Annotated in this window: 22 protein-coding genes; 7 read left to right on the top strand and 15 right to left on the bottom strand. The window is 70.1% G+C overall.

The window, feature by feature from the left end; genetic code table 11:
- The first annotated feature begins 93 nt into the window (after positions 1–93).
- Positions 94–423, top strand: coding sequence for a BMC domain-containing protein (locus FB467_RS12360; RefSeq protein ID WP_141785366.1), 330 nt, complete (start codon positions 94–96; stop codon positions 421–423).
- On the opposite strand, the gene FB467_RS12355 is transcribed toward FB467_RS12360, so the two are convergent.
- The 8 genes from FB467_RS12355 to FB467_RS12320 all read right to left on the bottom strand — a co-directional run bounded on the left by FB467_RS12355 (position 347) and on the right by FB467_RS12320 (position 8,413).
- Entirely contained in the window at positions 347–2,557 is a 2,211-nt protein-coding gene (locus tag FB467_RS12355; protein WP_170230703.1) for a helix-turn-helix domain-containing protein, read from the bottom strand. The two genes, FB467_RS12360 and FB467_RS12355, sit on opposite strands and share 77 nt — an antisense overlap.
- Before the next feature lie 61 nt (positions 2,558–2,618).
- Complete coding sequence (locus FB467_RS12350; protein ID WP_141785364.1) at positions 2,619–3,653, bottom strand: alcohol dehydrogenase catalytic domain-containing protein; 1,035 nt, start codon at positions 3,651–3,653, stop codon at positions 2,619–2,621.
- A gap of 23 nt (positions 3,654–3,676) precedes the next feature.
- Positions 3,677–4,918: a malate dehydrogenase gene (locus tag FB467_RS12345; protein WP_141785363.1), complete on the bottom strand. Its 1,242-nt coding sequence runs from the start codon at positions 4,916–4,918 to the stop codon at positions 3,677–3,679.
- Entirely contained in the window at positions 4,918–5,544 is a 627-nt protein-coding gene (locus FB467_RS12340) for a BMC domain-containing protein (protein WP_141785362.1), read from the bottom strand. Before FB467_RS12340 ends, FB467_RS12345 begins: the two co-directional genes overlap by 1 nt.
- Positions 5,541–6,353, bottom strand: coding sequence for an ethanolamine utilization protein EutJ (gene eutJ / locus FB467_RS12335; RefSeq protein WP_211350602.1), 813 nt, complete (start codon positions 6,351–6,353; stop codon positions 5,541–5,543). The genes FB467_RS12340 and eutJ overlap by 4 nt, the downstream gene beginning before the upstream one ends.
- Complete coding sequence (locus tag FB467_RS12330; RefSeq protein WP_141785360.1) at positions 6,346–7,749, bottom strand: aldehyde dehydrogenase family protein; 1,404 nt, start codon at positions 7,747–7,749, stop codon at positions 6,346–6,348. The genes eutJ and FB467_RS12330 overlap by 8 nt, the downstream gene beginning before the upstream one ends.
- Before the next feature lie 32 nt (positions 7,750–7,781).
- On the bottom strand, positions 7,782–8,096 hold the full coding sequence (locus FB467_RS12325) for a BMC domain-containing protein (protein WP_141785359.1): 315 nt from the start codon (positions 8,094–8,096) through the stop codon (positions 7,782–7,784).
- Between the two features lie 20 nt (positions 8,097–8,116).
- Positions 8,117–8,413 carry a EutN/CcmL family microcompartment protein gene (locus FB467_RS12320; protein WP_141785358.1) on the bottom strand — a complete coding sequence of 99 codons (297 nt, stop codon included), beginning with the start codon at positions 8,411–8,413 and terminating at the stop codon, positions 8,117–8,119.
- Between the two features lie 227 nt (positions 8,414–8,640).
- On the opposite strand from FB467_RS12320, the gene FB467_RS12315 reads away from it, so the two are divergent.
- Genes FB467_RS12315 through FB467_RS12305 form a run of 3 tightly spaced genes read left to right on the top strand, consistent with a single transcriptional unit; the run spans position 8,641 to position 11,369 of the window.
- Positions 8,641–9,633, top strand: a complete 993-nt coding sequence (locus FB467_RS12315) for a DUF7064 domain-containing protein (RefSeq protein ID WP_141785357.1) — start codon at positions 8,641–8,643, stop codon at positions 9,631–9,633.
- On the top strand, positions 9,633–10,643 hold the full coding sequence (locus tag FB467_RS12310; protein WP_211350601.1) for an HAD family hydrolase: 1,011 nt from the start codon (positions 9,633–9,635) through the stop codon (positions 10,641–10,643). Before FB467_RS12315 ends, FB467_RS12310 begins: the two co-directional genes overlap by 1 nt.
- A 12-nt stretch (positions 10,644–10,655) precedes the next feature.
- On the top strand, positions 10,656–11,369 hold the full coding sequence (locus tag FB467_RS12305; protein ID WP_141785356.1) for a tyrosine-protein phosphatase: 714 nt from the start codon (positions 10,656–10,658) through the stop codon (positions 11,367–11,369).
- Positions 11,370–11,393: 24 nt separating this feature from the next.
- Here FB467_RS12305 and FB467_RS12300 read toward each other — a convergent pair whose 3' ends face one another.
- The 5 genes from FB467_RS12300 to FB467_RS12280 all read right to left on the bottom strand — a co-directional run bounded on the left by FB467_RS12300 (position 11,394) and on the right by FB467_RS12280 (position 18,007).
- Positions 11,394–13,886 carry a pyruvate, phosphate dikinase gene (locus FB467_RS12300; protein ID WP_211350600.1) on the bottom strand — a complete coding sequence of 831 codons (2,493 nt, stop codon included), beginning with the start codon at positions 13,884–13,886 and terminating at the stop codon, positions 11,394–11,396.
- A 2-nt stretch (positions 13,887–13,888) separates the two neighbouring features.
- Positions 13,889–14,506 carry a helix-turn-helix domain-containing protein gene (locus tag FB467_RS12295; RefSeq protein WP_141785354.1) on the bottom strand — a complete coding sequence of 206 codons (618 nt, stop codon included), beginning with the start codon at positions 14,504–14,506 and terminating at the stop codon, positions 13,889–13,891.
- Between the two features lie 72 nt (positions 14,507–14,578).
- On the bottom strand, positions 14,579–16,012 hold the full coding sequence (locus FB467_RS12290) for a hypothetical protein (RefSeq protein ID WP_141785353.1): 1,434 nt from the start codon (positions 16,010–16,012) through the stop codon (positions 14,579–14,581).
- A gap of 15 nt (positions 16,013–16,027) precedes the next feature.
- Entirely contained in the window at positions 16,028–16,444 is a 417-nt protein-coding gene (locus tag FB467_RS12285) for a PEP-utilizing enzyme (protein WP_141785352.1), read from the bottom strand.
- Between the two features lie 195 nt (positions 16,445–16,639).
- Entirely contained in the window at positions 16,640–18,007 is a 1,368-nt protein-coding gene (locus FB467_RS12280; RefSeq protein ID WP_141785351.1) for an MFS transporter, read from the bottom strand.
- A 135-nt stretch (positions 18,008–18,142) separates the two neighbouring features.
- Here FB467_RS12280 and FB467_RS12275 point away from each other — a divergent pair, with 135 nt between their 5' ends.
- Positions 18,143–18,916: an IclR family transcriptional regulator gene (locus tag FB467_RS12275; protein ID WP_211350599.1), complete on the top strand. Its 774-nt coding sequence runs from the start codon at positions 18,143–18,145 to the stop codon at positions 18,914–18,916.
- Between the two features lie 24 nt (positions 18,917–18,940).
- Here the strand turns inward: FB467_RS12275 and FB467_RS12270 are convergent, their stop codons facing one another.
- Positions 18,941–20,302 carry a GntP family permease gene (locus FB467_RS12270; protein WP_141785350.1) on the bottom strand — a complete coding sequence of 454 codons (1,362 nt, stop codon included), beginning with the start codon at positions 20,300–20,302 and terminating at the stop codon, positions 18,941–18,943.
- Between the two features lie 210 nt (positions 20,303–20,512).
- Entirely contained in the window at positions 20,513–21,490 is a 978-nt protein-coding gene (locus FB467_RS12265) for a LysR family transcriptional regulator (RefSeq protein WP_141785349.1), read from the bottom strand.
- A gap of 240 nt (positions 21,491–21,730) precedes the next feature.
- On the opposite strand from FB467_RS12265, the gene FB467_RS12260 reads away from it, so the two are divergent.
- Both FB467_RS12260 and FB467_RS12255 read left to right on the top strand, forming a co-directional pair.
- On the top strand, positions 21,731–22,894 hold the full coding sequence (locus FB467_RS12260) for a pyridoxal-phosphate-dependent aminotransferase family protein (RefSeq protein WP_141785348.1): 1,164 nt from the start codon (positions 21,731–21,733) through the stop codon (positions 22,892–22,894).
- Between the two features lie 37 nt (positions 22,895–22,931).
- Positions 22,932–25,898: an FAD-binding and (Fe-S)-binding domain-containing protein gene (locus FB467_RS12255; protein WP_211350598.1), complete on the top strand. Its 2,967-nt coding sequence runs from the start codon at positions 22,932–22,934 to the stop codon at positions 25,896–25,898.
- The last annotated feature ends 7 nt before the right edge of the window (positions 25,899–25,905 follow it).

Raw genomic sequence — 25,905 nt, 5'->3', positions numbered from 1 at the left:
ACAACCTGCACCCTCGGCATGCTCCCGGAGGGACGAGGCCTGAACGCCCGCACGGTCCTACCGTGGACGTCGAACCACGAGGAAGGTGCAGCCATGGGCGAAGGTGCAGACGGATCGGTGTGGTCGGGTGCGGCGCTGGGCCTGGTCGAGACCAGGGGACTGGTGGGCGCTGTCGAGGCGGCGGACGCGATGGTCAAGGCGGCCAACGTCGTCCTGATGGGGCACCGGGTGCTGCGCAGCGGGCAGGTGACCGTGGCGGTCCGCGGTGATGTGGGGGCGGTCCAGGCGGCCGTCGACGCCGGTGGTGCCGTGGCGAGGGCTATCGGCGACCTCGTGTGGACCGAGGTCATCGCCCGCCCCGACGCCACGGTCGAAGCCGAGCTCGCGACCATGTTCGCGACCCGTCCCGCCCCAGCCTCCTGACGAACCCCCAGGGAGACGCCCCTATCCCTGCGTGGGGGGAACCTCGTTGGTCTGCAGAATCCGCAGCGCGATGTCCGCCCGGAGCCGGTCGTCGTGGCGGCTCAGGTCGAGGCCGGTCAGTTGTCGCACGCGCTCCAGTCGGTAGCGCATCGTCTTGTGGTGGATGAACAGCCGCTCCGCCGCGACCTTCTGGGGAACAGTTGGCATCGAAGTAGGCGCGCAAGGTCGCCACGAGCGCCCCTCCCTGCTCCCGGTCGTAGCTCAGCAGCGGACCCGTCACCTCATCGAGGAAGCGACGCATGTCCGGGTCGGAGTCGCGTCCGAGCAGCAGGCGGACGATCCCGAGTTCGTCGAAGAGGGCGACCGTCTCCGACTCCAGACGTAGCGCCGCCGTGAGCGCCGTCACCGCCTCGTCGGACGCCGCCGCAAGGGCGAACGGATCCGTCTTGGCCCGGCTCACGCCCCAGGAGAGACCGACGCCCTCACCCACGGCGAGCGCCGCGCGACCCCACTGTCCGATGAGATCCCGGATGCCGGCGGCGTCATGAGCGGGGACTACCGCTACCAACTGGTCGCCGCGCAACCCGACGAGGGTATGCCGTGGGGTCGCCGGAGAGGTACGGATCGCGCGGACGATCTCGTGGGTCATCCGATCCACGGCCGCGGTGTTCGAGGCGTGGGAGGCAAGCCCGATGATCTGTGCCCGCACCACCTGGAGCGGACCCTCGAGGTCGATGCCGAGCCGCCGAACCCGGCTCCGCGCCGCCATCCGGTGCTCGATCGGCCCCTGCAGCAGGTCCCAGAGGGACTGCTCCAGGGCCTCGTCGCGGGCCCTGCTCGATGCCTGCTGCTGGAGGTGGGTCAGGGCGCAGGCCATCGCCACCTGGCTCACGGCCACTGCCACGACGTCGTCGTGCACCTGGCTGTCCAGGAGCAGGACCGAGCCGACATACTCCTGGTCCGCCACGATCGGGTGTGCCCAGCCGTTGCCCTCGGGCCGGTGGGCACCGGCTCCCGACCGGCAGGAGTAGGTGGCCGGCACCCGTGCGCCGTGGGGCCGCAGGGCGACGTTGGCACCCTCCGGACCGTAGACGGCGACCACGCCACCGAGTTCATCGTGCACGGCCGCGGCGATGGCCGCGTAGGTGGCCCCGCCAAGGACGAGGCGATCCACGGCCTCCTGGACGCTGGCGGTCCTGCTGAAGACCTCGACCTTGTGCTCGAGCTCGACCCGGGCCTCGGCCAGGTCCCGCAGCATCACCTGCTGCTGGTCGTAGAGACGGGCCTTGTCGATCGCGATGGACGCGAAGTCGGCCAGGGTGACGAGCCGCTGGACCTCCTGGCTCGTGAACACCGAGGCCCGCCGTCGCCATACCTCCAACACACCGATCAGGTCACCCCGCAAGGTCAACGGAACGGCCAACGCCGACCGGGTGGCCTCCTGCGCCGCCAACGACATGAAGTCCGAGCTGATCGTGTGGTCGGCCAGGTAGTCGTCGATCTTGCTCGGACGCCCCGTCTCGAACACCTTGCCCGCCACTCCCTGCCCACGGGCCATCCGCAGGCAGGCCGTGTCGGCCATCGTGTGGCCGACGCAGGCGGTCATCACCAACTCCTCCTCGTGGCGGAGCAGGACCCCGCAGATGTCAGCGCCGAGCAGGTCCAGCGTCCGGGTCGCGATGGAGTGCAGCACCTGGTCCAGGTCGTCCACGGAGCGCATCTGCTCGGAGACCGCCCGCACCACCCGCGCTTCCCGTGCTGCATCATCCGCCGCGCTCCCCGCAACATCCGCGGCCAGGTGGAGCGCCACCCAGGCGCAGGCCTGTCGGATGGTGTCCACCATCGGTTGGTCAAAGGCCTCGGCACCCAGCACCGCCACGGGGCCGCCTCCCACCTGGGTGACGACGGAATCGTCAAGCAGGGGCGAGGCTGAAGTCTCGGGCAGCGGCAGGGACCCGCCGAGGTGGCGCCACGCGCCGTCGTCCTTCTCCACCACCGCAACGTCGGTGCCGAGGACGAACTCCAGATGCTCGGCGACGGCCCCGGCCGCGGCCCTTCCGTCCGTCGTGATGGTCGCCAGCAGCCGGGACAGGTACGGATCGGCTCCCTGGACGGACAACCTCGCGGTGGCCAAGCGGTGCACTGAGGGTGTGGGCTGCGGCATCGTTGCTCGCTCCTGGGCTAGGACTGACGACTCATGGGTAGATGAGTGGCTTCAGGGTAGTTCGGTTCCGCACCGCCGAGTAGGCCTCGGCGGCACGGGTGAGGGGCAGACGGGTGGTCACCAGGGGTGAGGGGTCGAGCAGCCCGGTGCCGAGCATCGCCAGGAGCGGATCGGCGTCCCGCAGCATGTTGCCGACGACGAAGTCGATCGAGATGCCGGCCGTGAACGCGGCCGTGAGTGGGAGGTCCCACGCGGCCTCGCGGGGGACTCCCACGGACACCAGGCGTCCGCCCTTCCTGAGCAGGGGGAGTGCCGCGTCGAGGATCGCGGCTCCGCCCACGGCGTCCACCACGGAGTCCGCCCCACGCCCATCCGTGAGTTCGATGATGACGTCCGGTGCCTCGGCAGGGCTGCAGGAGACCGACCCCAGGGAGCTTGCCACGCCCCGGCGCGTGGCATCCATGTCGGTCAGCACCACGGTGCCCGCACCCAGCGCCTGCGCGACCAGGGCCGTGAGTTGCCCCACGGGGCCCCCACCGACCACGGCCACGCAGTCGCCGGGGAGGGGGGCACAGACCCGCGCGGCGGCATACCCCGTGGCCAACGCATCTCCCACGAGCACGGCATGTGAGGGATCGAGACCGGCGGGGATGCGGCGCAGGGTGGTATCCGCCATGGGGACGCGCACCAGCTCGGCCTGCCCGCCGGGCAACGCCGGCCCGAAGGTCGTGCCGGTGCCGAAGAACGCCCGGCTCGCGCAGTGCCAGTGCTCGCCGCGCCGGCAGAACCAGCAGGAGCCACAGGCGGTGTAGTCCCCGGCGACCACCAGGTCACCGACGCCGACGGAGTGCACCCCCCGCCCCACCTCCACGACCTCACCGACGAACTCGTGCCCCATGACAAAACCCTCGGGCAGCCCGGCCGGGTCGTCCAGGAGGTGCAGGTCGGTGCCGCACACCGAGGCCCACCGCACCGCGACGATCGCGTCCGTGGGTTCATCGATGGTGGGCTCCGGCACGTCTCGCACCACGACACCACCGGCGCCGTCGTAGGTCACCGCCTGCACTGGGACTCCCTCCCGTCCTCTGGTTACCGGGCCGACGACGACTCCAGGTCGCCGAGTCGATCTCGGATGCGGGCGGCCGCCGCCTGGAGCTCGGTGACTTCCGTCGTGCTGAGCGGGAGCTCGATGATCTGGTCCACCCCGCCGGGTCCGAGACGCACGGGCAGACCGACGTGGACGCCCTCCAGCCCGTACTCACCGTTGGGCCGGACCGAGGCCGACAACACCTGCCCGGTCTCGTGCTTCATCGCCAGCACCATGTGGGCCGCGCTGGTCCCGGGCGCCAGGAAGGCGCTGCCGCTCTTGAGCAAGCCCACGACCTCCGCGCCGGAACTCCTGGTGCGGTCGACCACGGCCGCTACCCGCTCCGCCGGGACCAGGTCGGACAGCGCCTGGTTGCCGACCGTGGACTGGGAGAGCGGGATCGACATCTCGTCTCCGTGGCTGCCGAGGGCAAAGCCCTTGATCCGGTCCGCTCGGCCCGCGCCCTCCAGCGCCGCGAGGGCCTGGAACCGGGCGGTGTCCAGCACCCCGGCCATACCCATCACCCGCTCGGCCGGGAACCCGGAGGTGACCCAGGCGTGGTGCGTCATCTCGTCCAGGGGGTTGGTGACCACGACGATGACCGCCTGTGGGCTGGTGCGCGCCACGTCGCGGGCAACTGCTCCGACGATCTCCGCGTTCGTGCTGATCAGGTCACTCCGGCTCATCCCCGGCTGGCGTGGCTTACCGGCCGTGATGACGACGTAGTCGCAGGTGCCGGCGTCGGCCACGGCCTCGACGCCGCGCACGGTGGTGGCGAAGTGTCCGAGCGCGGAGGTATGCGTCAGGTCCAGCGCGATCCCGGCGGCCAGGCCGGGGGCCACGTCCGCGAGGACGATCTCGTCGAACGAATCGGCCTCGGCGAGCCGGAGGGCTGTGATCTGGCCGACGTGCCCGGCTCCCACGACCAGGGCCCGCCCGCCGCGCAGGGAGCCGGATCCGCGGAGACCGACGGGCACGGGCGCGCCGCGGCGGAGGAGCGCGTTGGACGGCGTGCCCACCGGTGCCGGCGGGGTCTGCAGCCCGCCACTGCCCTTCGCCGGGCCGCCGGGGTGGTCTGCCCGGGGTGCAGCTGGCGGTGGGGCGGAGACAGCACCACCGTGGACCAGCCGCACCCCGAGGTCTGCCGCCCGTTCTCGCGCCAACGGCGTGACGACGTCACCCGGAGCCAGGTGCAGCACACCATCGGAGGCTGCCTCGACGTCGCGCACGCTGCGGAGCGCCATCACAGATCCCTTCCGCTCAGGTCCTCCAGCGCCGCGACGGCGGCGTCCCGCGCCGTCTGCACGTCGCTCTCGGTGCCCGACAGGAACATCCGGCCGAATCGTCCGACCGCCCGGAGCTCGATCACGGTGATGTCCGCGGCCTTCTCGGCCTCGTTGGCCGCCAGCGCGATGTAGGCGGCCGGGGCGCACTCCAGGACGAAGAGGCTGCTGCCGGGCATCAACAGGCTGCCCTTGCGCCACTTGTTCAGGAGTTGTGCCTGGTAGGGGTGCACGTTGGTGATGAACTGGCTGGACGCGACGACCGGGCGGACCCGGTCGGCCTCCGACATCCCCAGCTCGTCGAGCACGGCCTGCCCCGATGCCAACACCTCGGCCTGTTGCTCCGAGTGGATCTCCAACAGGCCGAACTCCCGCTCGATGATTTGGAGGGCGGGCCGCACCCCGGCGGCCTTGAGCGCGATGTCCGCGGCGCGGAAGACCTCGTTGCCGGGGGCCATCTCGATGAACAGTTCCGCCATGCCCGCGAGGGGGACATCTCCCGGGCTGGTCGCCGCGATGTGGGCGGCGCACTGGGGTTGCATGCGGTCGACGTAGGCGTACGTACGCAGTGTGGCCGTGCTGGTCATGCGGCGCTCCTGGCGATTCCGAGGGGTGTGATCAGGTGTGCGTGCGGATAGCTGATGACGGATCGGTCGAGGTAGCCGGCCAGGACGCGGTCCGCGCCGGGCAGCATGAGTGCGCCGCCCGACAGGTGGACCGGCAGGTCCGTGGCGTCCGCACTCAGGGCCCGGATCGAGTTCCCGATCCGCTCGATACCCGGGACGAGGAGCGGCAGAGACTCGCGGGCGTGGGTGACCTTGTGCTTCTCCGCCTCGTGGACCCCCATACCGAGGGCCCCGGCCAGGATCAGGTCCAGGTGGTGCCCGCCGCCGGGACGGTCATCGACCGAGACGAGCCGGCCGTCCCGGAACACACCGACCCCGGTCGACCCACCGCCGACATCGACGACCACCGCGTCACGGAGGGCAAGGGTGTCGCCGGCCGCCGTCACCTCGTCCACCAGGAGGACGTCGGTGAACCCGGCCTGCTCGCAGACGTAGCGACAGGCGCGGCTCTCCCCGATGCCCACGCACGGCGGATAGGCGGTGGCGACCCGGGTGAAGGACACCCCGAGCGCCCGCTCCGCCTCCTCGCGCAGCCTGGTGACGGCGGCGACGGCCCCGGCGAAGTCGACCACCACGCCGTCCTGGAGGGCGGCACACGGTGTGCTCTGCACCCAGACGGGGTCACCCGAGGCGTCCAGCACCACGATCACGCAGGTGGCGGTGCCGAGGTCCACCCCGACGCGCAGCGGAGCCACCACCTCCTCGGCCGCCCGCCCGAGGTGCGCGCGGGCCGACGCGAGGAGTCGCCCGACCTCCGACCGGTCACCCACGGCCGGGTGCCCCGTCATAGACCGAGCGCCACGGACGCACCTCGTGCGCGAGCCGCTTGATGTTGATCAGGTGCAGGGGAGTCACGTTGTCGGAGCAGATGGACCCGCTCCAGGTGCCGGTCCCCAGCTGGAACGAGGGGTCCATCTCGCAGGAGTAGCCCATCCCACCGAACAGGGCCGGTGAGTTGACCACGATGCGCCCCGCGGGGAGGGTGCCGAAGGGCGCGATCTCGGCCGCCTCGGCAGCGTGCACGGCGACCGTGTGCCCTTCACCTCCCAGGGCCAGGATCTCCCGGCACCGGCGCCAGCCCGCCTCGGGGTCGGCCGCGCGGTAGATGGACAGGACGGGGCCCAGGATCTCCCGGGACAACGGGGTGTCCTCACCCACCCGGTCCAGCTCGGCGGCCAGGACCCGAGTCCCTTGCGGCACGGAAAAGCCGGAGAGCTCGGCCAGACGCGCGGCGCTCTGCCCCACGGACTCGGGGCGCAACGCACCCCGCTCGTCGAACAGCGTCCGCACCAGGGCGTCCTGCTCGTCCTGCGTCATCCAGTAGCCGCCCTTGTCCCCGAAGGCCGCGATGAAGGCGTCGACGACGCTGGCGACCACGACGACGGACTGTTCGGCCACGCACGCCGTCCCGTTGTCGAAGGACTTGGAGGAGAGGATCATCTCGGCCGCCTCGGCCGGGTCCTCACAGCTCACCCCGACGTATGCCGGCACGTTCCCCGCTCCCACCGCGATCGTCGGCTTGCCGGAGGAGTAGGCGGCGCGGACCATGCCCGGCCCGCCGGTGGCCAGCACGAGGTTGACCTCGGGGCGTTGCATCAACTCCCGGGTCGCGGCCAGGGTCGGCGCCTCGAGGCAACTGATCAGGCCGTCCGGGGCCCCGGCACGCACGGCCGCCTCCGCCATCACCTCGGCCGCCTGCGCCGAGCACCGGGCGGCCCGGGGGTGCGGGGCATGCACGATCGCATTGCCCGCCTTGACGGCGGCCAGGCTCTTGAACAGCACCGTGGACGTCGGGTTGGTGACCGGGATGATCCCCGCGAGGACCCCGATCGGGGTGCCGATGGCGGTGACCTTGCGTTCCGGGTCCGACCAGAGCACGCCGACGGCCCGTCGCTCCAGCATCCAGTCGGCGACGAAGCCGCTGTTGAAGCGGTTCTTGACGACCTTGTCCTCGTACACGCCATACCCGGTCTCGTCGACCGCGGTCCTCGCCAGGGACTCCGCCGCAGCCGTCCCCGCCCGGGCCATCTCGCGGACGAGGGCGTCGAGGAACTCCTGGTCGGCCCCGTCGATCGCGGCGAAGGCCTGGCGCGCGGCCTTCGCCTTGGCCCGGACGTCGGCCAGGGCGCGAAGGTCCGCGTCCAGTTCGGCGGTCAGTTCAGTCATCGGTCACCCCGGTGTGTCTGCCGGCAGGTAGGTCAGGACTTGGGACGGACGAGGGCCGACAGGATGTCCTCGGTCTCGTCGTGCGGACGGGCGATCACGTGGACGGACACCACCTGACCGGCCTTCTCCGCCGCCACGGCACCGGCGTCGGTCGCCGCCTTCACCGCGCCGACATCGCCGCGGACCATGACGGTCACCAGGCCGCCGCCGATCTCCTTGTGCCCGAGCAGGTGTACGTTCGCGGCCTTCACCATCGCATCGGCCGCCTCGACGGCCCCGACAAGGCCCTTGGTCTCGATCAGCCCGAGGGCGCCGCGTGCTCCGGAGCTGGGGGTTGTGGTCGCCATTGATTCCTCCTGTGGTGGGGTCACGACGTGGTGTACGTGACGGTTCCGCTGTGGCTGACGCTGTCGACGATCCCGACGACCGCGCAATCAGTGGGGACGAGCTCGGCGTCGCCCCCGATCCGGGCCGCGCTGCCGGTGGTCACCAGGACCACCTCTCCGTCGCCGGCTCCCACGTGGTCGACAGCCACGTAGGACTGCCTCGGTGAGGTGCCGTCGGGGATCTCGGGCCAGTCGCTCAGGAGCAACAGTCGGTGCGTGGCAAGACCGCTCTCCTTGACGGTGGAGACGACTTGACCGATGACCAGCGCCAGCTTCATCGTTGCCCCTTCCGTCCGGCAGGGCCCGTCGCCACCGCCGATCACGACCGAGCGTAGAAACGCTGCGGTCCGGCAGGCTCTATCCGGCGCGGACAACAGCTGACGGGTCGGTTGTCCCGTGGTGGGCTAGGGGCCCTTCCCGGCGTTGGGCAGAGTAGGCGGTACCCGTGGGGCTGATCGGTCGGGCCGCCCGGGGTACGTCCAGCGACCGAGCGGAGGCCGCCACCATGATCCGTCCCGAAGACGCGCAACTGCACGAGCCCACCACGGACGACCCGCTCTGGGGGGAGACGAACTACTTCGGGTTCTACCTCCCGGAGCCAGCCATGAACATCGGGGTCTACACCCTGTGGCGGACGAACACGGGCGTCATCAACACCAACGTGTCCGTTAACAGCCAGCGGGTACAGGCTCCCTGGGAGGCGGACTACTGGGACGCCTGGGCACAGGTGGCGATCCCGCAGGAGCGCAGCCTGCTGGACTACTCCCTGCCGAACGGTCTGCACGTCGTGTGCCACGAGCCGAATGCCGTGTGGGACATCCGCTACGAGGCCGGTCCGGCCCGGCTGGATGTGCGGTGCACCGCCCTCATGGAGCCGTTCGACATCAACGACCCGGAGCAGGATCCGTTAACCGCGGCGGCGCAGCAGGGGGAGGGCTTCACCTGGGGGCACGCCTACGCCGGCCACTTCGACATGACGGCCCGCTTCACCGGGGAGCTGACGCTCCGTGGGACCACGCACCAGATCGACTGCGTGTCCACGATGGACCACTCCTGGGGCGTCCGGCAGGAACGACAGTCCTCGGTCATGTCCTGGATGCACGCCCACTTCTCCGAGGACCTGGCGGTGCACGGCATCTTCTCGTTCGACCCGCAGCTGGGCAGCAACGCCGAGACCCCGCTGTCGCTGAGCCACGGGTACGTCATGGACCACGGCAAGGTGCTCGGCCTGACCGCCGGCTCCGGGACGTCCCGTCGGGCCAAGTTCTATCCCGAGGAGATCACGATCCAGGTGACCGACGAGACGGGCCGGACCCTGGACCTCGTCGGGCAGGCGCAGACCACCTTCCCCTGGCAGGCATGGCCCGGGACGGTCGGCCACAACGTGCTGGCCCGCTGGAGCTCCCCGCAGCTGCCGGGCCAGACGGGGTGGGGCGAATCGATGGACTTCATCGGTCTCGAGGAACTGACCGGGCTGTACGCGCGGGAACGTTCCTGATGGCCGCCCCTGCTCGGGCTGTCCTGTTCGACCTGGACGGCACCCTGGTGCAGACCCGGGTGGCCTCGTGGGAGGTCTTCCGGACGATCAGCGACGACCTGGGCCTGGGCATCTCGGCACCCGAGGAGTACTTCGCCCTGTTCGACGGCAATGTCTACTCCTCGCTCCGTGCCGTATGCCGGGACGATGCCCAGGCGGCCGAGGTCAAGCGGCTGCTCCTGGAGCGGATGAGGGAGCACTACTATCCGCGGGTGGTCCCGGGGATGGCGGCCGTGGCCAGGCGGCTGGCGGCCTCGGCGACGCTCGCCGTGGTCTCGAGCAACGCCACCGCCGTCGTCCGACGGGTCCTGGCGGACCACGGCCTGAACTTCTGCTTCTCGCACGTCTTCGGTGGGGACGTCGTAGAGAGCAAGCAGGAGGCGATCCGGCAGCTGTTGGCGGAGGACGTCACGGTCGGGCGGCGGTGTGAAGGGCCCTACGACGAGGGCGGTCCCCAGGAGCACCTCACCCCGGAGGGGATGGTCCTGGTGACGGACACCGTCGGAGACGTCCGGGAGGCACGCGCCGCGGGGATCCGGGCGGTCGGGGTGACCTGGGGCATGCACCGGGCCGAGGAACTGCAGGAGGCCGGTGCGGAGTTCGTGGCCTACTGGCCGCAGGAGATCACCGCCCACCTGTGCGACACGTCGGCCGCCCCGAGGGGTGCCTGCGCCCTGACCGCGACCTGCAGCGGATTCCGCCCCCAGCAGCCGGCACCGGGCAGCGATCACACCGGTTGCCGGTGTGGTGGAGCCTGCTCGGGCAAGACGTCCACACCGGACGCGACGTCGCCGGTGGACGCCGTCGCCGCCGCGAAGGCGGCCAGCGCGGTGCGCCGGGCCAGACGGGTCCGGCTCGAGGCGGTGGAAACCCCGCGGCAGCGCGCGGTGCCGGCCCCGGAACCCGTCGACCCGCGGCACGGCGCGGTGGCCGCACAGATCCGCTCGGCCCTCCACGTCGTCCTCGGCTGACGGGCCGGGCCGATGAGCGACCTGGAGGCGCTGGAGGGCACCCTCAACACCCGCGACGTGGGCGGGCTCGTCGGCGCCGGGGGAGGGGCCGTCCCGCCGGGCCGGTTGGCCCGGTCGGACAGCCTGAGCGAGCTGAGCGCCGACGATGCCCAGCGGATGCTGGGCTGGGGAGTGCGGTCGGTGCTCGACCTCCGCGGTGGGGCGGAGGCGGTCGAGTTCGGGCGGGGGCCGTTGGCCGCGCACCCGGTGGCCTACGTGAACATCCCCATGCTCGAACTCGCCCCGACCGGTCGTCCCGGCCGGCTCCTCCTGGACGCCTACCTGGACCTGATTGAACGGGACCCGATGGTGCCCCTCGCCCTGGAGACCGCCGGCATCCTGCTGGCCCGGGGCCCCCTGGTCGTCCACTGCACGGCCGGCAAGGACCGCACCGGCCTGGTGGTCGCCCTGCTGCTCGCGTGCGCGGAGGTCCGTGCTGACGACATCGTCGCGGACTACCTGCGGTCCGGTTCGGCGATGCCCCTCGTGAAGGCGCGTCTGGCTGCCTTCCCGCGCTACCGGACCGTCATGGAGCAGTACCCGGAGCTCTACGAGGCCAGGGCGACCACGATCACCGGACTGCTCGAGCACCTCGACGGCCGGTACGGCGGTGTCCGCCGGTGGGCCGCCAGCCGGAACGTGCCGGACGTGGTGCTTGACATGATCCGGAACGCCCTGCGCGGCTAGGACGCCCACCGGTGGCGGGGTCGGTCAGGCGGGCTGGGCCGCCGCCTTACCCAGCGCGAAGGTCAGGGGGCGCAGTTCGTCGATGTCCACGGCGAACCTGCGGAACCCCAGGCGATAGAGGCTGTCCACCAGGTCGTCGGTGACGGGCATGCTGAGTCGGACCCCGGGGCGGGTGCCGGCAGCGCAGGCGCCCACCACGGTCTCGAGGGCCTGACGCATCGGTCCCTCGATCTCCACCCGCGGGTCCAGCCCGAGGTGTCCGGCCTGGACGTACTCGTCCAACGGCTTGGCCGCGTTGAAGAGCCTGGCCGGCAGCCCGACGTAGGCAGCCAACAGCAGCTTGAGCTCCACCCAGTAGACGTCGGTGCTCGCGGTGAGCTTGCCCACGTGTGCGAGGCCCCGCCCGCTGGTCGCATACGACCCGACCCGGACGGAGCGACCGTCCTTGATCCCGGCCGCCAGCTCGGTCAGGGCACGGGCCTCCCGTTCGTCGCTGACGTGCCGCACCGCCAGGACCGGAGGCAGGGTGCGCCCGGCCTCGGCCGCCGCCCTGGCCAGCCCGGCGAGCTGGGCCCGGATCAGTTCGGGGACGCCGAGCGGCAGGCTCAGGGCCGGGTGCACCGTCAACAGGGGAGTCTGCTGCAGGAACTCCCGGGACTCGTCGGCGATGAAGTCGAGGGCACGCACGTTGACGTCCTGCTCGCCCGCCTCGGCCAGGACCGGCGCCAACGCCGTGGCGACCGCGTCCTCCAACTGTCGGGCCGTGTCGGCGCCGATGGTGCGCCGGGACATCAGGGCGCTCACCAGGTCGTCCAGGTGACCAGTGGCCGCGAGCACATCGTCGATCGCGGTCACCAGACCCGTGGCTCCCGTGCGCCGGGCCTGCTCGACGTGGGAGGGCAGGGTCACCCGGGCATACACCTCACAGCCCGCCATCTCCCGGCACCGCGCGAGGAGATCATCGACCTGCTCGAGGTGGGAACCCTCCGTCCCCGCACCCAACCGACCCGCGAACAGTTCCCCGCTGCTGCCGTCCAACGAGACCTCGTCCCCGGAGCGCAGCACCGTCTCACCCACGGTGAGCGTGCCGGCCCCCGGGTCGATCCGGGCATCGGCACACCCGACCACACAGGCCGTGCCCAGAGCCCGGGCCACGACGGCCGCGTGGCTCGTCGCGCCGCCCTTGCCCGTGACGATGCCGCGCGCGGCGATCATGCCGTGCAGGTCCGCCGGGCTGGTGATCGGCCGCGCCAGGATCACCGGTTGCTCGTCCTCGGCCAGTCGCTGGGCGTCGGCCGCCTCGAACACCAACGAACCGGAGACCTGGCCGGGGCTCGCCCCCACGCCCGTGGTCACCAGCCGTCCCTCGTCGCGGGCGGCGCGGACGTCGTCCTCGGCGAAGCGTGGCCGCGCGACCTGCCGGACCTGGGCGGCGGTGAGTCCCTGCAGCGCACGGGTCGGTGGCTGTCCCTCGGCCAGGAAGTCCAGGGCGATCCGCACCGCGGCCTCCGGGGTCCGCTTGGCGGATCGGACCTGGAGGAAATAGAGGGTGCTGCGCTCGATGGTGAACTCGATGTCCAGGACGTCGGTCCGCTGCCGCTCCAACTCGGCACAGTAGCGGCGCAGGTCCGCGAACGGCGCCGGGAGTTGGTGCTCGATGTCCTGGATCCGGGAGGGGGTGTAGGCCCCGGAGACCACGTCCTCCCCCTGGCTGGCGGTCAGGAACTCCCCGTAGAGCTCGGGCTCCCCGGACACGGGGTTGCGGGTGAAGGCGACCCCCGAGCCGGAGTCCTGTCCGAGGTTGCCGAAGACCATCGCCTGGACCACGACCGCGGTCCCCAGGTCGTGGCTGATGTGGTGGAACTCGCGATAGGTGCGTGCCCGCCGGGTGTTCCAGGACCGGATCACCGCGCCGATCGCCCCCTCGAGTTGCGCGACCGCGTCGGTGGGCACCTCCTCGGCGAGCTCGTCCTCCAGCGCGGTGGCACACAGGCCCCAGATGCGGTCGTATGCCTCGCCCGGGTCGACCGACGGGTCGAGGGCGTCCAGGGCCTCGGCGACCTCCTCGGAGGGTTCCAGCGCACCCAGCACTGTGTCGGCATACATCTCGTGGAACCGTCGAGTGACGTCGGCGACGAAGCGCGTGCTCCCGGTGACCTCGCCCAGTGCCTGCGCCGCGGTCCGCGTCAGTCCCAGGTTCAGGATGGTGTCCATCATCCCCGGCATCGAGATCGGCGCACCCGAACGCACCGAGAGCAGCAACGGCGTGGGGCCGGCGCCGAAGACCTTGCCGGTGGTCTCCTCGAGCTCGGCCAGGGCTGTCCGGGCCTGCTCCAGGCACTCGGGCGGGACCGTGCCGGTCCGGAGGAACTCCCGACTGGCCTCGGTGGTGATGACGAAACCGGGCGGGACCGGCAGACCGTTCTGGATCATCGAGACCAGGCCCGCGCCCTTGCCTCCCAGCAGGGCGACGTCGTCAGGGTCACCGTCGGCGAAGGTCCGGATGTATGCGGTCACCATCACTCCTGTCGCGCTCGACCCAGCGTCCGCAGGAGATCCTCGTGGAACTCGAACCAGACGTTGTGCACCGAGTCGATCGTCGGGGAGGACACTCGCTCGGTGTCCCCGCGGTCGACGGCGTCCAGGGCCGCGCGGAACCGGGTTTCGTAGGACATGAACCGGCGGTCGTGGCCGGCCAGCACGAGCAGGATCGGGTTGAGCCGCTCGACCAGGCGGTTGATCCGGGTGATCACCTTGTCGTCGTACTCGGCGTCGGAGTGGTCGTTGGGCACCGACCGCCCACCCAGGGAGACGAGCTGCCAGTCCGACATCGCGCCGAGGAAGGCACTGTTGACCTTCTCGAACCGGTCGGCGGCCAGCAGGATGTCCGGGTCCTGGCGGGCCGCGTCGTATGCCGTCGCCGCGTAGTCCTCCAGGGTGGGGACCGCGGTCTCGCCCGGGAGTGCCTGCTCGCCCAGGAGGGTGACCAGGCCGGTCTCGGCGAGGCCGCTCAGCACCTCCGTCACGCGCGCCTCCTCCAGGCCGGTCGCGTCCGCGACCTGCTCGGCGGTGGCCATCTTCTTCAGGGCCACGACGTTGAGGACGTCGTAGTCGGTCTTTTCCTTCAGGGACGGCATGCAGGGTCTCCCGGGCTCGGCGTCGGGGGCCCACCACGGCGGGCCCCCGACGGTGTCAACTGGGCGGCGACTTCAGAGGATGCGGTACTTGGAGCGGCGCAGATCGGCCCCGTCGGAGAAGGGCAGGTAGCCCGCGCCGGAGAAGATCTTGTTGGGCACCGTCTCGCTGGCGAAGCCGCGCTTGGTGATGTCGTAGTAGTAGTTCGACACGCGCTGGTCGATCTCCCAGAGCTGGTAGTCCGTGCACGCCTTCTCGTAGGTGCCTCCGAGCCGCAGGTAGGGCAGGATCATGTCCACGTAGTAGACGTACTGGCCGTTCCAGATCAGGTCCCGCCGCGGCATCCTGGCCGTCTTGGCGTACAGCTTCAAGGTGGCGTTCTGCACCCGGGGGAGGTGGTCGTCCAGCTCGGAGATGGGGATGGACTGGACCTGCCCCATCGGGGTGTTCCACTTCTCCCGGGCGAAGACGGCACCACCCACGATGGCCCCGATGTAGTTCTTGGGGCGGGTGAACGTCGTCGAGATGTCGTTGACGCGGATTTCCTGCAGACCCAGCATCTCGGGGTCGATGACCAGGGCGAGGGTGTAGGCATGCGGGAGCTTCTCGTCGTCGCAGACGTCGCTCCAGTGGAAGACCTCCTCGTTCACGAACAGGTCGCGCAGGATCAGGATCTTGCCGTCCGGCAACTCGTACGGTCCGGTGTCGCCCAGGCCCAGCCGGCAGTCGTAGTGGTCCAGGAAGGACAACAGCTCCGCCGCCGCGTTGAACTGGGTGAACTTGGCGTGGCGCTCGTCGCCCGGCTCGAAGTTCTCCACCTGCCCGAGCAGGTCGGCGAGGAAGTCGTCCTCGTGGATCTGACAGCGGTACCGGTCCTGGGAGTTCAACAGGTAGCCGTCCTGGCGCTTGCCCCAGAGGATCCGCTGCATGAACTTCAGGATGGTGTTGCTCTCGGCGATGTAGTCATCGGGCTCGATGGCCTCCAGCGCGAGGAGACCGCACCGGCCCATACCGAACCCGACCGCTCCGATGGCCCAGTCGTGGACCGAGTTGACCTTGGTGCCGATCTCCCGTCGTGCGGTGGCCCCGATGTCCATCACGCCCTGCGCGCCGCCGACCTCGTCGGTGGTCATCGCCAGGATCTCGGGCCACCGGTAGAACTCGTGCATGAAGGCCAGGATCTCGTACTCCTGGCGGGGGATCATGCCGGAGACGCCCTCCGTGGCCCGCATGACGAGAACGTCCCAGATGTTCCACGCCAGGTAGTTGTTGAGGTCGTTCAGCTCGTCGATGCTGAACTGGTCCTTGAGGACCTCCTCCTTGCCGACCTTCTCCAGGATCTTGGTCTTGGCGCGGGCCTTCATCTGCTTGTCGCCCTTGATCCCGTCGACGACGGGCTCCATCCCGACGAAGTTGCCGGTGTAGGTGAGGTCCTGGAACCGTAGGCCGTCGTCGTCGGGGGCGTACCGGTCGCGGTGGCTGTCGCGTCCCTGCTTCTGAATGGTCATCGTTGTCCTCCTCAGTCAGCCGACCCGGACCACACGGCCGAGGTCATGATCGGAGCAGTCCAGCCGGACCGCAGCACCGTCGAGACCGTTGATGATCTCTTGGAAGTGGGAGTCGGGGGTGTTGCCGACGACGTAGCGGGAGTCGCTGGCGGTCAGGTGGGCGGTCATCACGCAGGGGGTCTGGAACTCCCGCGACAAGATCCCGAGGTGGGACTCGGGGGCACCGGACATGGTGACGACGCCGATCGCGCCCATGCTCAGGGCCGGCGCCAGGAAGGTGGTGGTGCCGCCCCGGACGAGGAGGATGTGGTCCTTCAGCTTGCCGGACTGGAGCAGGGCGATCACGTCCTGGGGAGAATCCAGATACTTGATGGTGCCCTCCGGCGACTTATCCGTCTCGAAGGCGTTGTATCCCTCGGCAAGTACGTCCATCCCGTCCTCCATTGTTGAGTGGCGGTGGGCCACACCTACCGCCGTTGGTCCCGGTGTCGTGTACGTCACACTGCCAGCGCCCCGCGCGGTCGCCGAGTGCTTGCCTAGACAAAATGGGCGCGGTCGGTTGTCCGGAGTGGATAGCACGAGGAGACCCCACGCCCGCGGGCGGGGCGTGGGGTCAGGGGACCGAGGTCACGGCCGGGCCGCCACGTCGGCGACCCTCGCGGCCGCGTCCCGGTCCTTGGAGAGCCGGACCGAGCGTCCGACGGCGAGCATGGTGACCGCCGCGATGCAGAGGAAGGCGGCACAGACCAGGATGGCGTTCGTGGTGCCCGACGCCGCGCCGTCCTCGCCCTTGATCAGGGCGACCATGTAGGGCGCCACGAAGCCCGCGATGTTGCCGATGCTGGAGATCAGCGCGATCCCGGCCGCCGCGGCGATCCCGGTGAGCAGCTTGGGTGCCTCGGACCAGAAGCAGGGCAGCGTCGAGATGCACCCGACGGCCCCGAAGGTGAAACCAATCAGCGCCACGGCGGGGGAGGACACCACGGTAAAGGCGGCGACCACGAGGCCGGCCGTCCCGACGGCGGCGGGCACCGCATAGTGGTAGACCCGCTCGTTGGCCCGGTCGGAGTGGATCGCCAGCGCGACCAGGCCGACCGAGGCGCCGACATACGGCAGCGCGGTCAGCAGCCCCACCTGCAGGGTGCTGAAGGTGCCCATCTGGTTGATGATCGTGGGCAGGAAGAAGGCCAGCGCATACAGCGGGATGATCATCGAGAAGTAGACGACGGACATCCCGAGGATGCGCACGTCCTTCATCGCCCCGAGTAGGGACCCCACCCGGTGGCTGTGCCCGGCGGCCTGCTCCTCCTCCTCCCGCATCGCGGTGGCGATCCAGTCGCGCTCGGCGGGGGAGAGCCAGTCGGCCTGCTCGGGCCGGTCGGTCAGGTAGCGCAGCACCAGGACGGCCAGGATCAGGCAGGGGAAGCCCTCGACCAGGAACATGAACCGCCAGCCGGTGAGCCCAAACGGCTCGAACCCCATCAACCAGCTGGACAGCGGGGCACCGATCACGGTGGACAGCGGCACCGCCAGGTAGAACATCGCGATCACCCGGGCCCGGCGCACGGACGGGATCCAGCCGGTCAGGTAGAGGATCACCCCGGGCACGAGGCCGGCCTCGGCGACCCCCAGCAGGAAACGCAGGATGTAGAAGCTCGTCTCCCCCTGGACGAAGGCCATCGCCATGGCGACCAGCCCCCAGGACACCATGATCCGGGCGATCCAGAGGCGGGCCCCGACCTTGTACAGGATGACGTTGCTCGGCACCTCGAAGATCACATAGCCGACGAAGAACAGCCCCGCCCCGAGTCCGTATGCCGCCTCGCTGAGCCCGATGTCCGGCTGCAGCTCGAGCTTGGCGATCCCGATGTTGGTCCGGTCCAGGTAGTTGAAGATGTAGACGAAGAAGAGCAGCACCACGAGTCGCCGGGTGATCTTGCGCATCGCGCTGCGCTCCACTCCGGCGGACTCAGGACTCATGGCGGTGGCTGTCATTGCTGCTTCTCTCGTGAGTGGGGGTGGGCGCCCGGCGCCCGACGGACCGTCAGGGATCTTTCATCGGACACGGCCGGTTCTCAAGTGGAATGTCCCGCTGAGCGGACACCTTGGCGTGGGGGCTAGCGTGGCCGGGTGGAGCAGGACAAGACGGACCAGGGGAACCCAGGCATCGTGCGACGGGCGACCGACCTCCTGGCGGCCTTCTCCGCGGAGGACCGGTCCCTGACAGTGGCCGAACTGGCCCGTCGCGCCGGGCTCGCCCGGTCGACGGCCTACCGGCTCGTGGAGCAGGTGGTCGAGGTCGGGCTAATGGAGCGGCACGGGACCCGCATCCAGCTCGGGCTGCGCCTCTACGAGCTGGGTCTGCAGGTGCCGCAGCAGCGGACGCTGCGCACAGCGGTGAGTCCCTACCTGCACGACCTGCGGGACGCGACACGGCATACGGCCAACCTCGCGGTTCTGGACGGCGCGGACATCGTGTATGTCGACCGCGTCCCCGGGCCGAACGCCCCGCCATTGCCGTTCCGGCTCGGGGGCCGGCACGTGGCGCACGCGACCGCGATGGGCAAGGCCATCATGGCGCACCTGGAAGCCGACGAACTGGCGGCCATCCTCCCCGAGACCCTGGGGGCGGTGACCCCGCGGACGACAACCGACCGGGCGACGCTCACCCGGGAGCTCGCCAAGGTCCGGTCCAACGGTTTGGCGATCGACCACGAGGAGACCCGCCTGGGCGTCACCTGCGTCGGGAGCCCGATCTTCGACCGGCACGGGCGGGTCCTGGCGGCCATCTCGGTGACCGGCCTGGCCGGACCGGCCGCCCTCGGGCGATACGGTCCGGCCGTGCGGATGGCGGCGCTGAACGCCACGCGTTTCCTGCAACGCACTGCCATCCACGCGCGCTGAGCCCCGGAGGAGTGGCTCAGCGGGTCAAATGACGCCGGTGCCCCACAGGGCGAGCACCCCCAGCATCGCAACAACCCCGTTGACGAGGGTCACCCCGCCATAGCAGATCATTGCCGATCGCAGGGGCATCCGGGACAGTGAGGTGCAGACCCAGAAGTAGCTGGAGTTCACATACTTGATGATGATCGAACCCGCGGCCGCTGCGAGCATCGCTGCCTCGGGGGAGAGGTCGACCTGTCCCAGCAGCGGCGCCGTGATGGACGCCGCTGTGATGACGCCAACAGTGGTGGAGCCGGTGATGATGTTGCCGACGATCCCCAGGACAAAGGGCAGGAAAATGATGGGTAGACCGGTGCTCGCCACTCCATCGGCGATGACGTCAACGGCCGGGGTGCCCTTCAGGATTTCGCTCAGGGAGCCACCCAGCCCGGTCACCATGATGATCATGGCGGAGCCGCGTAGGGCCTCTTCGACCCAGGCGTCCCGTCGGTCGGCCGAGTCCTTCTTGCCTGTCATCCTGATGGACAGGATGTAGGCGATGACGACGCCCACGCCGAGGGCAAACACCGGCCAACTGATGAATGTCAGGAGCTGGTGAGCCGTGGTGCCCTCCTCCATGGTCAGGTTTGCGATGCTGCCGCCGGCGATCAGGATGAGCGGCACCACGATGGGGGCATACGACATCCCCAGCGGCGGGAGCTGCTGGCCCTTCTCGACGAAGGACTCCCCAAGAAACTCTTTCGACGGGGGGGAGGTCACCCGGCTACCGATGAGCATCGCGTAACCCCAACCGGCAAGCGAGGCCACCAGCGTGACAGCCGAGCCAAGAACGATCACCGTGCCCAGGTCGGCGTCGACCAGAGCGGCTGCTGCCAAGGGCCCCGGCGTGGGAGGCACCATCGCATGGGTTGTCTGCATGGCGCCAACCAGTCCGGTGGCCATGGTGCCCATGGTGCTACCGCTGGCGATGGCAGCCCCGTGGACGAGTGGGTTGAGGATGACATAGCCGACGTCGGAGAAGATGGCAATCCCGATGACGAACCCCGCCAAGGTCAGGGCGAGCGGCATCCGGCGTCGACCCACAAACCTGATCATCGAGTCTGTGATTCGTTCCACGCCACCCGACCGCTTCAACAGCTCGGCGATCAGCGAGCCCAGCACGATGACGACGGCGATCTCCTCAATCGTCCCGCCGAATCCGGTGGTGAAGGCTTCGACGAACGCGCCCCGATCCACCCCGGGAAGGAAGGCGAAGAGGACGATGGGTAGCAACAGGGCGATGAAGACGTGCCATCGGTACTTGGCAATCAGGAAGAACAGCACCACGATGACCGCGGCAAATCCGATCAATGTGAGGGGCACGCTCTCGGTGACCACTGTGTCCACGACTTCTCCTTTGAATAGGACTTCCAGCCGAGCAGACGACTCCACCACCCCGTGCTGGACTGCCGGCGCGAGCCCTCGGGTGGCGACGTTGCCACCGAGTATGCAGATTCCACTCAATGGAATCCGAAACTCGCTTGGCCAGCGATACTGCTTCGGGCCGTAGGTCCCGTCAAGTGGCCAAACCGGGCCGTTGCGACCTCGGGCGCCGAGCTAGCAGTCCGCGCTGATGTGAGCCCGGGCGAGGGGTTGACGCGTTCCGTCCGCTGGGTGTATAGCGGCCGCCAGTGCGTTCCGGAGGTGCTCGGGCAGGGTCGCCCGCATGGTCTCCGCGAGGGCGGCATCTGCGGGCGACAGGGTAGTGCGCTGGTGCCGCACGAGGCCCACCGAGCGCACGACGGACGGCCCGGTGAGGCGGACGACCCGCTCCGGTTCCCGGGCCGCGTCATGCAGTGCCGTGAGCGCGGGCATGAACGCCGCGGCCACGCCGGCGACCGCCAGCTCGCGGGCCAGTTGCTTCTTCCCGACCTCGACCCGGTTCCTCGGGTGGAACCCCGCCTCAGCGCAGGCGTCGTTCAGCATGTCCCGCAGCTGGTTCCCGGCCTCCGGCAGCAGGACGTCCTCCTCCGCGAACGCGGTGAGGGGTGCAGAACCGCTGCCGCACAAGGGATGACCGGCTGGCACTAGTGCCACGAGCTCCTCCTCGAAGAGGGGCTCGGCGACCAATTGCTGGGGCAATGTCTGCGGCAGGATCATGAGGGCCTGCGGGATGTCCCCGGAGAGCACCATCCCGCCCAGGATCGAGCTGGGCTCCTCCGTGATCCACAGCTCGACCCCCGGGTAGGTGTCCAGAAACGCACTGGTCACAGCCGGCATCAGCCAGTTCCCGACCGTCCCCAGGACGCCAAGTTGGGCGTTTCCCGCGGTGAGCCCCCGGAGCGCGTCCAGGGAAGAGCGGGCGTCCTCGAGGGTCTCCAGAGAGGCGCGGATCCCGGGCAGGAAGGCCTCGCCGAAAGCAGTCGGGACGACCTCGTGCGGCCGGCGCTCGAACAGCTCCACCCCCAGCTCTCGCTCCAGCTTGCGGACCTGGGCGCTGACGTTGGACTGCACGACGTACAACCGCTCGGCAGCGCGGGAGAAGCTGCCGGTCTCGGCGACCGCCAGGACATAGCGCAATTGGTGCAATTCCACCCCGGGAGGCTATCCGAAGGGCCCGCGACGAGGTCTTCACCCGTGGCTGTGGGTGCTGCCGGCCAGCACTGACAGGCATAGGGACGACACGCCGGGGCAGGTGGTGCTGGCCCGCAGCACTGACAGGCATAACGAAGGGGCCCCACGCGTCCCGAGTCGGTGTGAGACTGGGCGGACAAGTCAGCACCGCCTCAGCGCCGACCGCCGGCGACCGTGGCGGCCGAGTGAAGGTGACATCTCATGACGCACACTGGACGGCACTTCCTGCAGATTCCGGGACCCACGAACTGTCCCGACGAGGTGCTGCGTGCCATCTCCCAGCCCACGATCGACCACCGGGGCCCCGAGTTCCAGGAGCTCGGGAGCCACCTGGTCGAGGCCATCAAGCCGGTCTTCGGCACGACCAACCCGGTCGTCATCTACCCGGCCTCCGGCACCGGGGCCTGGGAGGCCGCGCTGGTCAACACGCTGAGCCCGGGGGACCGGGTGCTCTGCTTCGAGACCGGCCACTTCGCCACCCTCTGGCAGGACATGGCCACCCGGCTCGGGCTGGAGGTCGACTTCGTCCCCGGGGACTGGCGCCACGGGGTCGACCCGGAGGTCGTGCGGGAGAAGCTCGCGGCCGACACCGGGCACGCGGTCAAGGCGGTGTGCTGCGTGCACAACGAGACCTCCACGGGCGTCACCAGCCGGATCGGTGAGGTGCGGCAGGCGATCGACGCCGCCGGCCACCCCGCGCTGCTCCTGGTCGACACCATCTCCTCCCTGGGCTCGATCGACTACCGGCACGACGAGTGGGGCGTGGACGTCACCGTCTCCGGGTCGCAGAAGGGACTCATGCTGCCGCCGGGGCTAAGCTTCAACGCGGTCAGCGACAAGGCGCTCCGGGCCCGGGAGAGCGCCACGCTGCCCCGCTCGTTCTGGGACTGGGGCCCCATCCTGGAGTCCAACTCCCGCGGCTTCTGGCCCTACACCCCGGCCACCAACCTGCTCTACGGGCTGAAGGTCGCCCTGCGGATGCTGGACGACGAGGGGCTGCCGCAGGTCTTCGCCCGGCACCAGCGGCACGCGGCCGCGACCCGCGCGGCGGTGCGGGGGTGGGGACTGGAGGTGCTGGCCCTCGACGAGCGGGAGTACTCCGGGGCACTGACCGCGATCCTGCTGCCCGACGGGCACGACGCCGACACGGTGCGCCGGATCATCCTGGAGCGCTTCGACATGTCGCTCGGTGCCGGGCTGGGCAAGGTGGCCGGCAAGGTCTTCCGGATCGGGCACCTGGGACACTTCAACGACCTGACCCTCGCCGGGACCCTGAGCGGGGTCCAGCTCGGGCTCAAGCTCGCCGGGGTCCCGATCGACGAGTCGGGCCTGCAGCAGGCGCTCGACGTCCTCGAACAGCCCTGAGAACCCGCCCGCAGCCAACCCCGAGGAGGCCGGTCCGGTGACCGCCACGACAACCCCCAGGCCCACGACCGCAGGAGACCACGCCGCGCTCGCATCCCGGCTGGAGGCCGAGCTGCGCGGTGAGGTGCAGTTCGACGACTACTCGCGCCACCTGTTCTCCCGCGACGCGAGCATGTACGCGATCATGCCGGTGGGTGTGGTGTTCCCCATGGACGCCGACGACGTCGCCGCCACGGTCCGGATCGCCGCCGAGTTCGGGGTGGTGGTCACCCCGCGCGGTGCGGGCACCAGCCTGGCCGGTCAGACGATCAACACCGGCATCGTCCTGGACTTCTCGCGGCACATGTCCCAGATCCTGGCCCTGGACCCCGAGGCGCGCACCGCCCGGGTCCAGCCCGGCGTGGTGCAGGACGACCTGAACCAGGCGGCCGCGCCGTTCGGCCTGAAGTTCGGCCCGGACACCTCGACCAGCAACCGCGCCACCATCGGCGGGATGATGGGCAACAACTCCGCGGGCAGCGGGTCGTTGCGGCTCGGGATGACCATCGACCACGTCGAGGCGATGGACGTCGTGCTCTCCGACGGGTCCCGGGCATCCTTTGCCCCGGTCGACGAGGCCGAGCGGGAGCGCCGGGCGGGCGCCGACACTCTGGAGGGTCGCATCTACCAGGGCCTGCCGCGGATCGTGGCCGGGCACGCCGAGGGCATCGCCGGCGGCTTCCCGCCGTTCTGGCGCCGGGCCGGTGGCTACCGGCTGGACCGGATGACCGACGGGTCCGACTTCGACCTGGCCAAGTTTGTGGTCGGGTCCGAGGGCACCCTGGTGATCACCACGGAGGCGACCGTGCGGCTGGTGCCGACGGCACGGCATACGGTGTATGCCGTGGGGCACTTCGAGACCCCGCAGCACGCCATCGAGGCGACCCGGGACGCCCTGTCGTGCGGCCCCGACCAGGTCGAGATGATGGACAAGACGATCCTGGACCTGTCCCGCCGCAAGATCGAGTTCGCCGACCTGGGGGCCAGCCTGGTGGGCGACCCCGGGGCACTGTTGTTCGTCTCCTTCATGGGCGATGACCTCGGGGCGCTGCAGCCCAAGCTCGAGGAGGTGACCCGGCTCTGGCAGGAGCACGGGCACGGCTACCACACGCTGCAGCTGGTCACCAAGGAGCAGCAGGCGGCGCTGTTAAAGGTCCGCAAGTCGAGTCTGGGCCTGCTGATGGCCGCGAGCGAGGGGACGAACCGGCCGTTGGCGTTCGTCGAGGACACCGCGGTGGACCCCGAGCACCTCGCCGCCTACACCGCGCGGTTCGCCGAGATCCTGGACCGCTACGAGATGAAGGCGGGCTTCTACGGCCACGCGTCGGTGGGGTGCCTGCACATCCGCCCGTTCGTGGACCTCAGCCGTCCCGACGAGATCGAGCGGATGCGCGCCGTCGCCGAGCAGATCAAGGACCTGGTGCGGGAGTACGGCGGCGTCAACTCCAGCGAGCACGGCGACGGGCTGGCCCGCAGCGAGTTCAACCGGGAGCTCTTCGGCGACGACCTCTACGAGGCGATGCGCGAGGTCAAGGCGCTGTTCGACCCGGACAACCGGATGAACCCGGGCAAGATCGTCGACGCCCCCAGCATGACCGAGAACCTGCGTGACGCGGCCCTGCCGCCCGCCGGTCCGCTGCAGACCCGGCTCCAGTTCGACGTCGTCGGCGGGATGCGCGGCGCGGCCGACAGGTGTATGAACATCGGCCAGTGCCGCAAGAGCACTTCCGGGGTGATGTGCCCGTCCTACATCGCCACCCGGCAGGAGGAGCACGCCACCCGTGGCCGGGCCAACGCCCTGGTCAAGGCGCTGTCCGACCCCGACCCCAAGAAGGCGCTGGGTGACGAGCGGCTGCACGAGATCCTCGACCTGTGCCTGATGTGCAAGGCGTGCAAGTCCGAGTGCCCCCTCGGCGTCGACATGGCCAAGCTCAAGAGCGAGTCCCTGTCGCACTACCACGACGAGCACGGTGTGCCGGTGCGGTCGCGGGTCTTCGGCAGCATCCGCAGCCTGAACCGGCTGGGTTCGCTCTTCGCCCCCGTCGCCAACGCCTCCGTGCGCATCCCGCTGGTCCGGACCGGGATGGAACGTTTCCTCGGGATCACCGCGCAGCGCAAGCTGCCGCACTTCGAGTTCCGCAACCTACGCCGCTGGTATGCCGCGCAGCAGCGGGCCGTCGGGGCCGGCGCCCCGGCGCCGATGGGCACGGTGAACTTCCTGGCCGACTCCTTCACCACCTACACCGAGCCGCACATCGGGCAGGCCGCCATCGGCCTGCTGCAACGCTCGGGCTGGGAGGTGAGCCTCACCAGCGCCGGGTGCTGCGGCCGGTCGGCGCTGTCCAAGGGCCTGATCGACCAGGCCGCAGCGTCGGCCGCACAGCTGGCCAGGGGCCTGGCGGAGGACACCCCGGCCGGGTCACCGATCGTCGGGTGCGAGCCGTCCTGCCTGTTCACGCTGCGGGACGAGCACGCCTCGATGTTGCCGGGCAACCCCCACGTCGCCGACGTCTCCGGGCGGGTCCGGCAGGTCGAGGAGCTGCTCACCGAGGCGGTCGACGAGGGACGGCTGCAGCTGTCCGAGGACTCCTGGCTGGCCGGGCGCCGGATCCTCTACCACGGCCACTGCCACCAGAAGGCCGAGGTCGGGACGGCCGCCACCGTCGCGATGCTGCGCCGGATCCCCGGGGTCGAGGTGGTCGAGGTGGATGCCGGCTGCTGCGGCATGGCCGGCTCCTTCGGCTATGAGAAGGAGCACTACGCGCTGTCCATGCAGGTGGGTCGGGACCGGCTGTTCCCGGCCATCGAGGCCGAGGACGGACAGACCGTCATCTGTGCCTCGGGCACCTCCTGCCGGGAGCAGATCTTCCACGGGACCGAGCGTTCCGCCTGGCACCCGGTGGAGCTGCTGCAGGAGGCGCTGGTGGCCGGCAGCCGCAGCGACGCCGACCACGGCCACGCCTGACCCCTCG

This window comes from Ornithinicoccus hortensis (genome assembly GCF_006716185.1).
Taxonomy (GTDB): domain Bacteria; phylum Actinomycetota; class Actinomycetes; order Actinomycetales; family Dermatophilaceae; genus Ornithinicoccus; species Ornithinicoccus hortensis.
The sequence above is the reverse complement of the archived record's forward strand: the minus strand, read 5'-3'. Positions and strand labels throughout refer to the sequence as shown.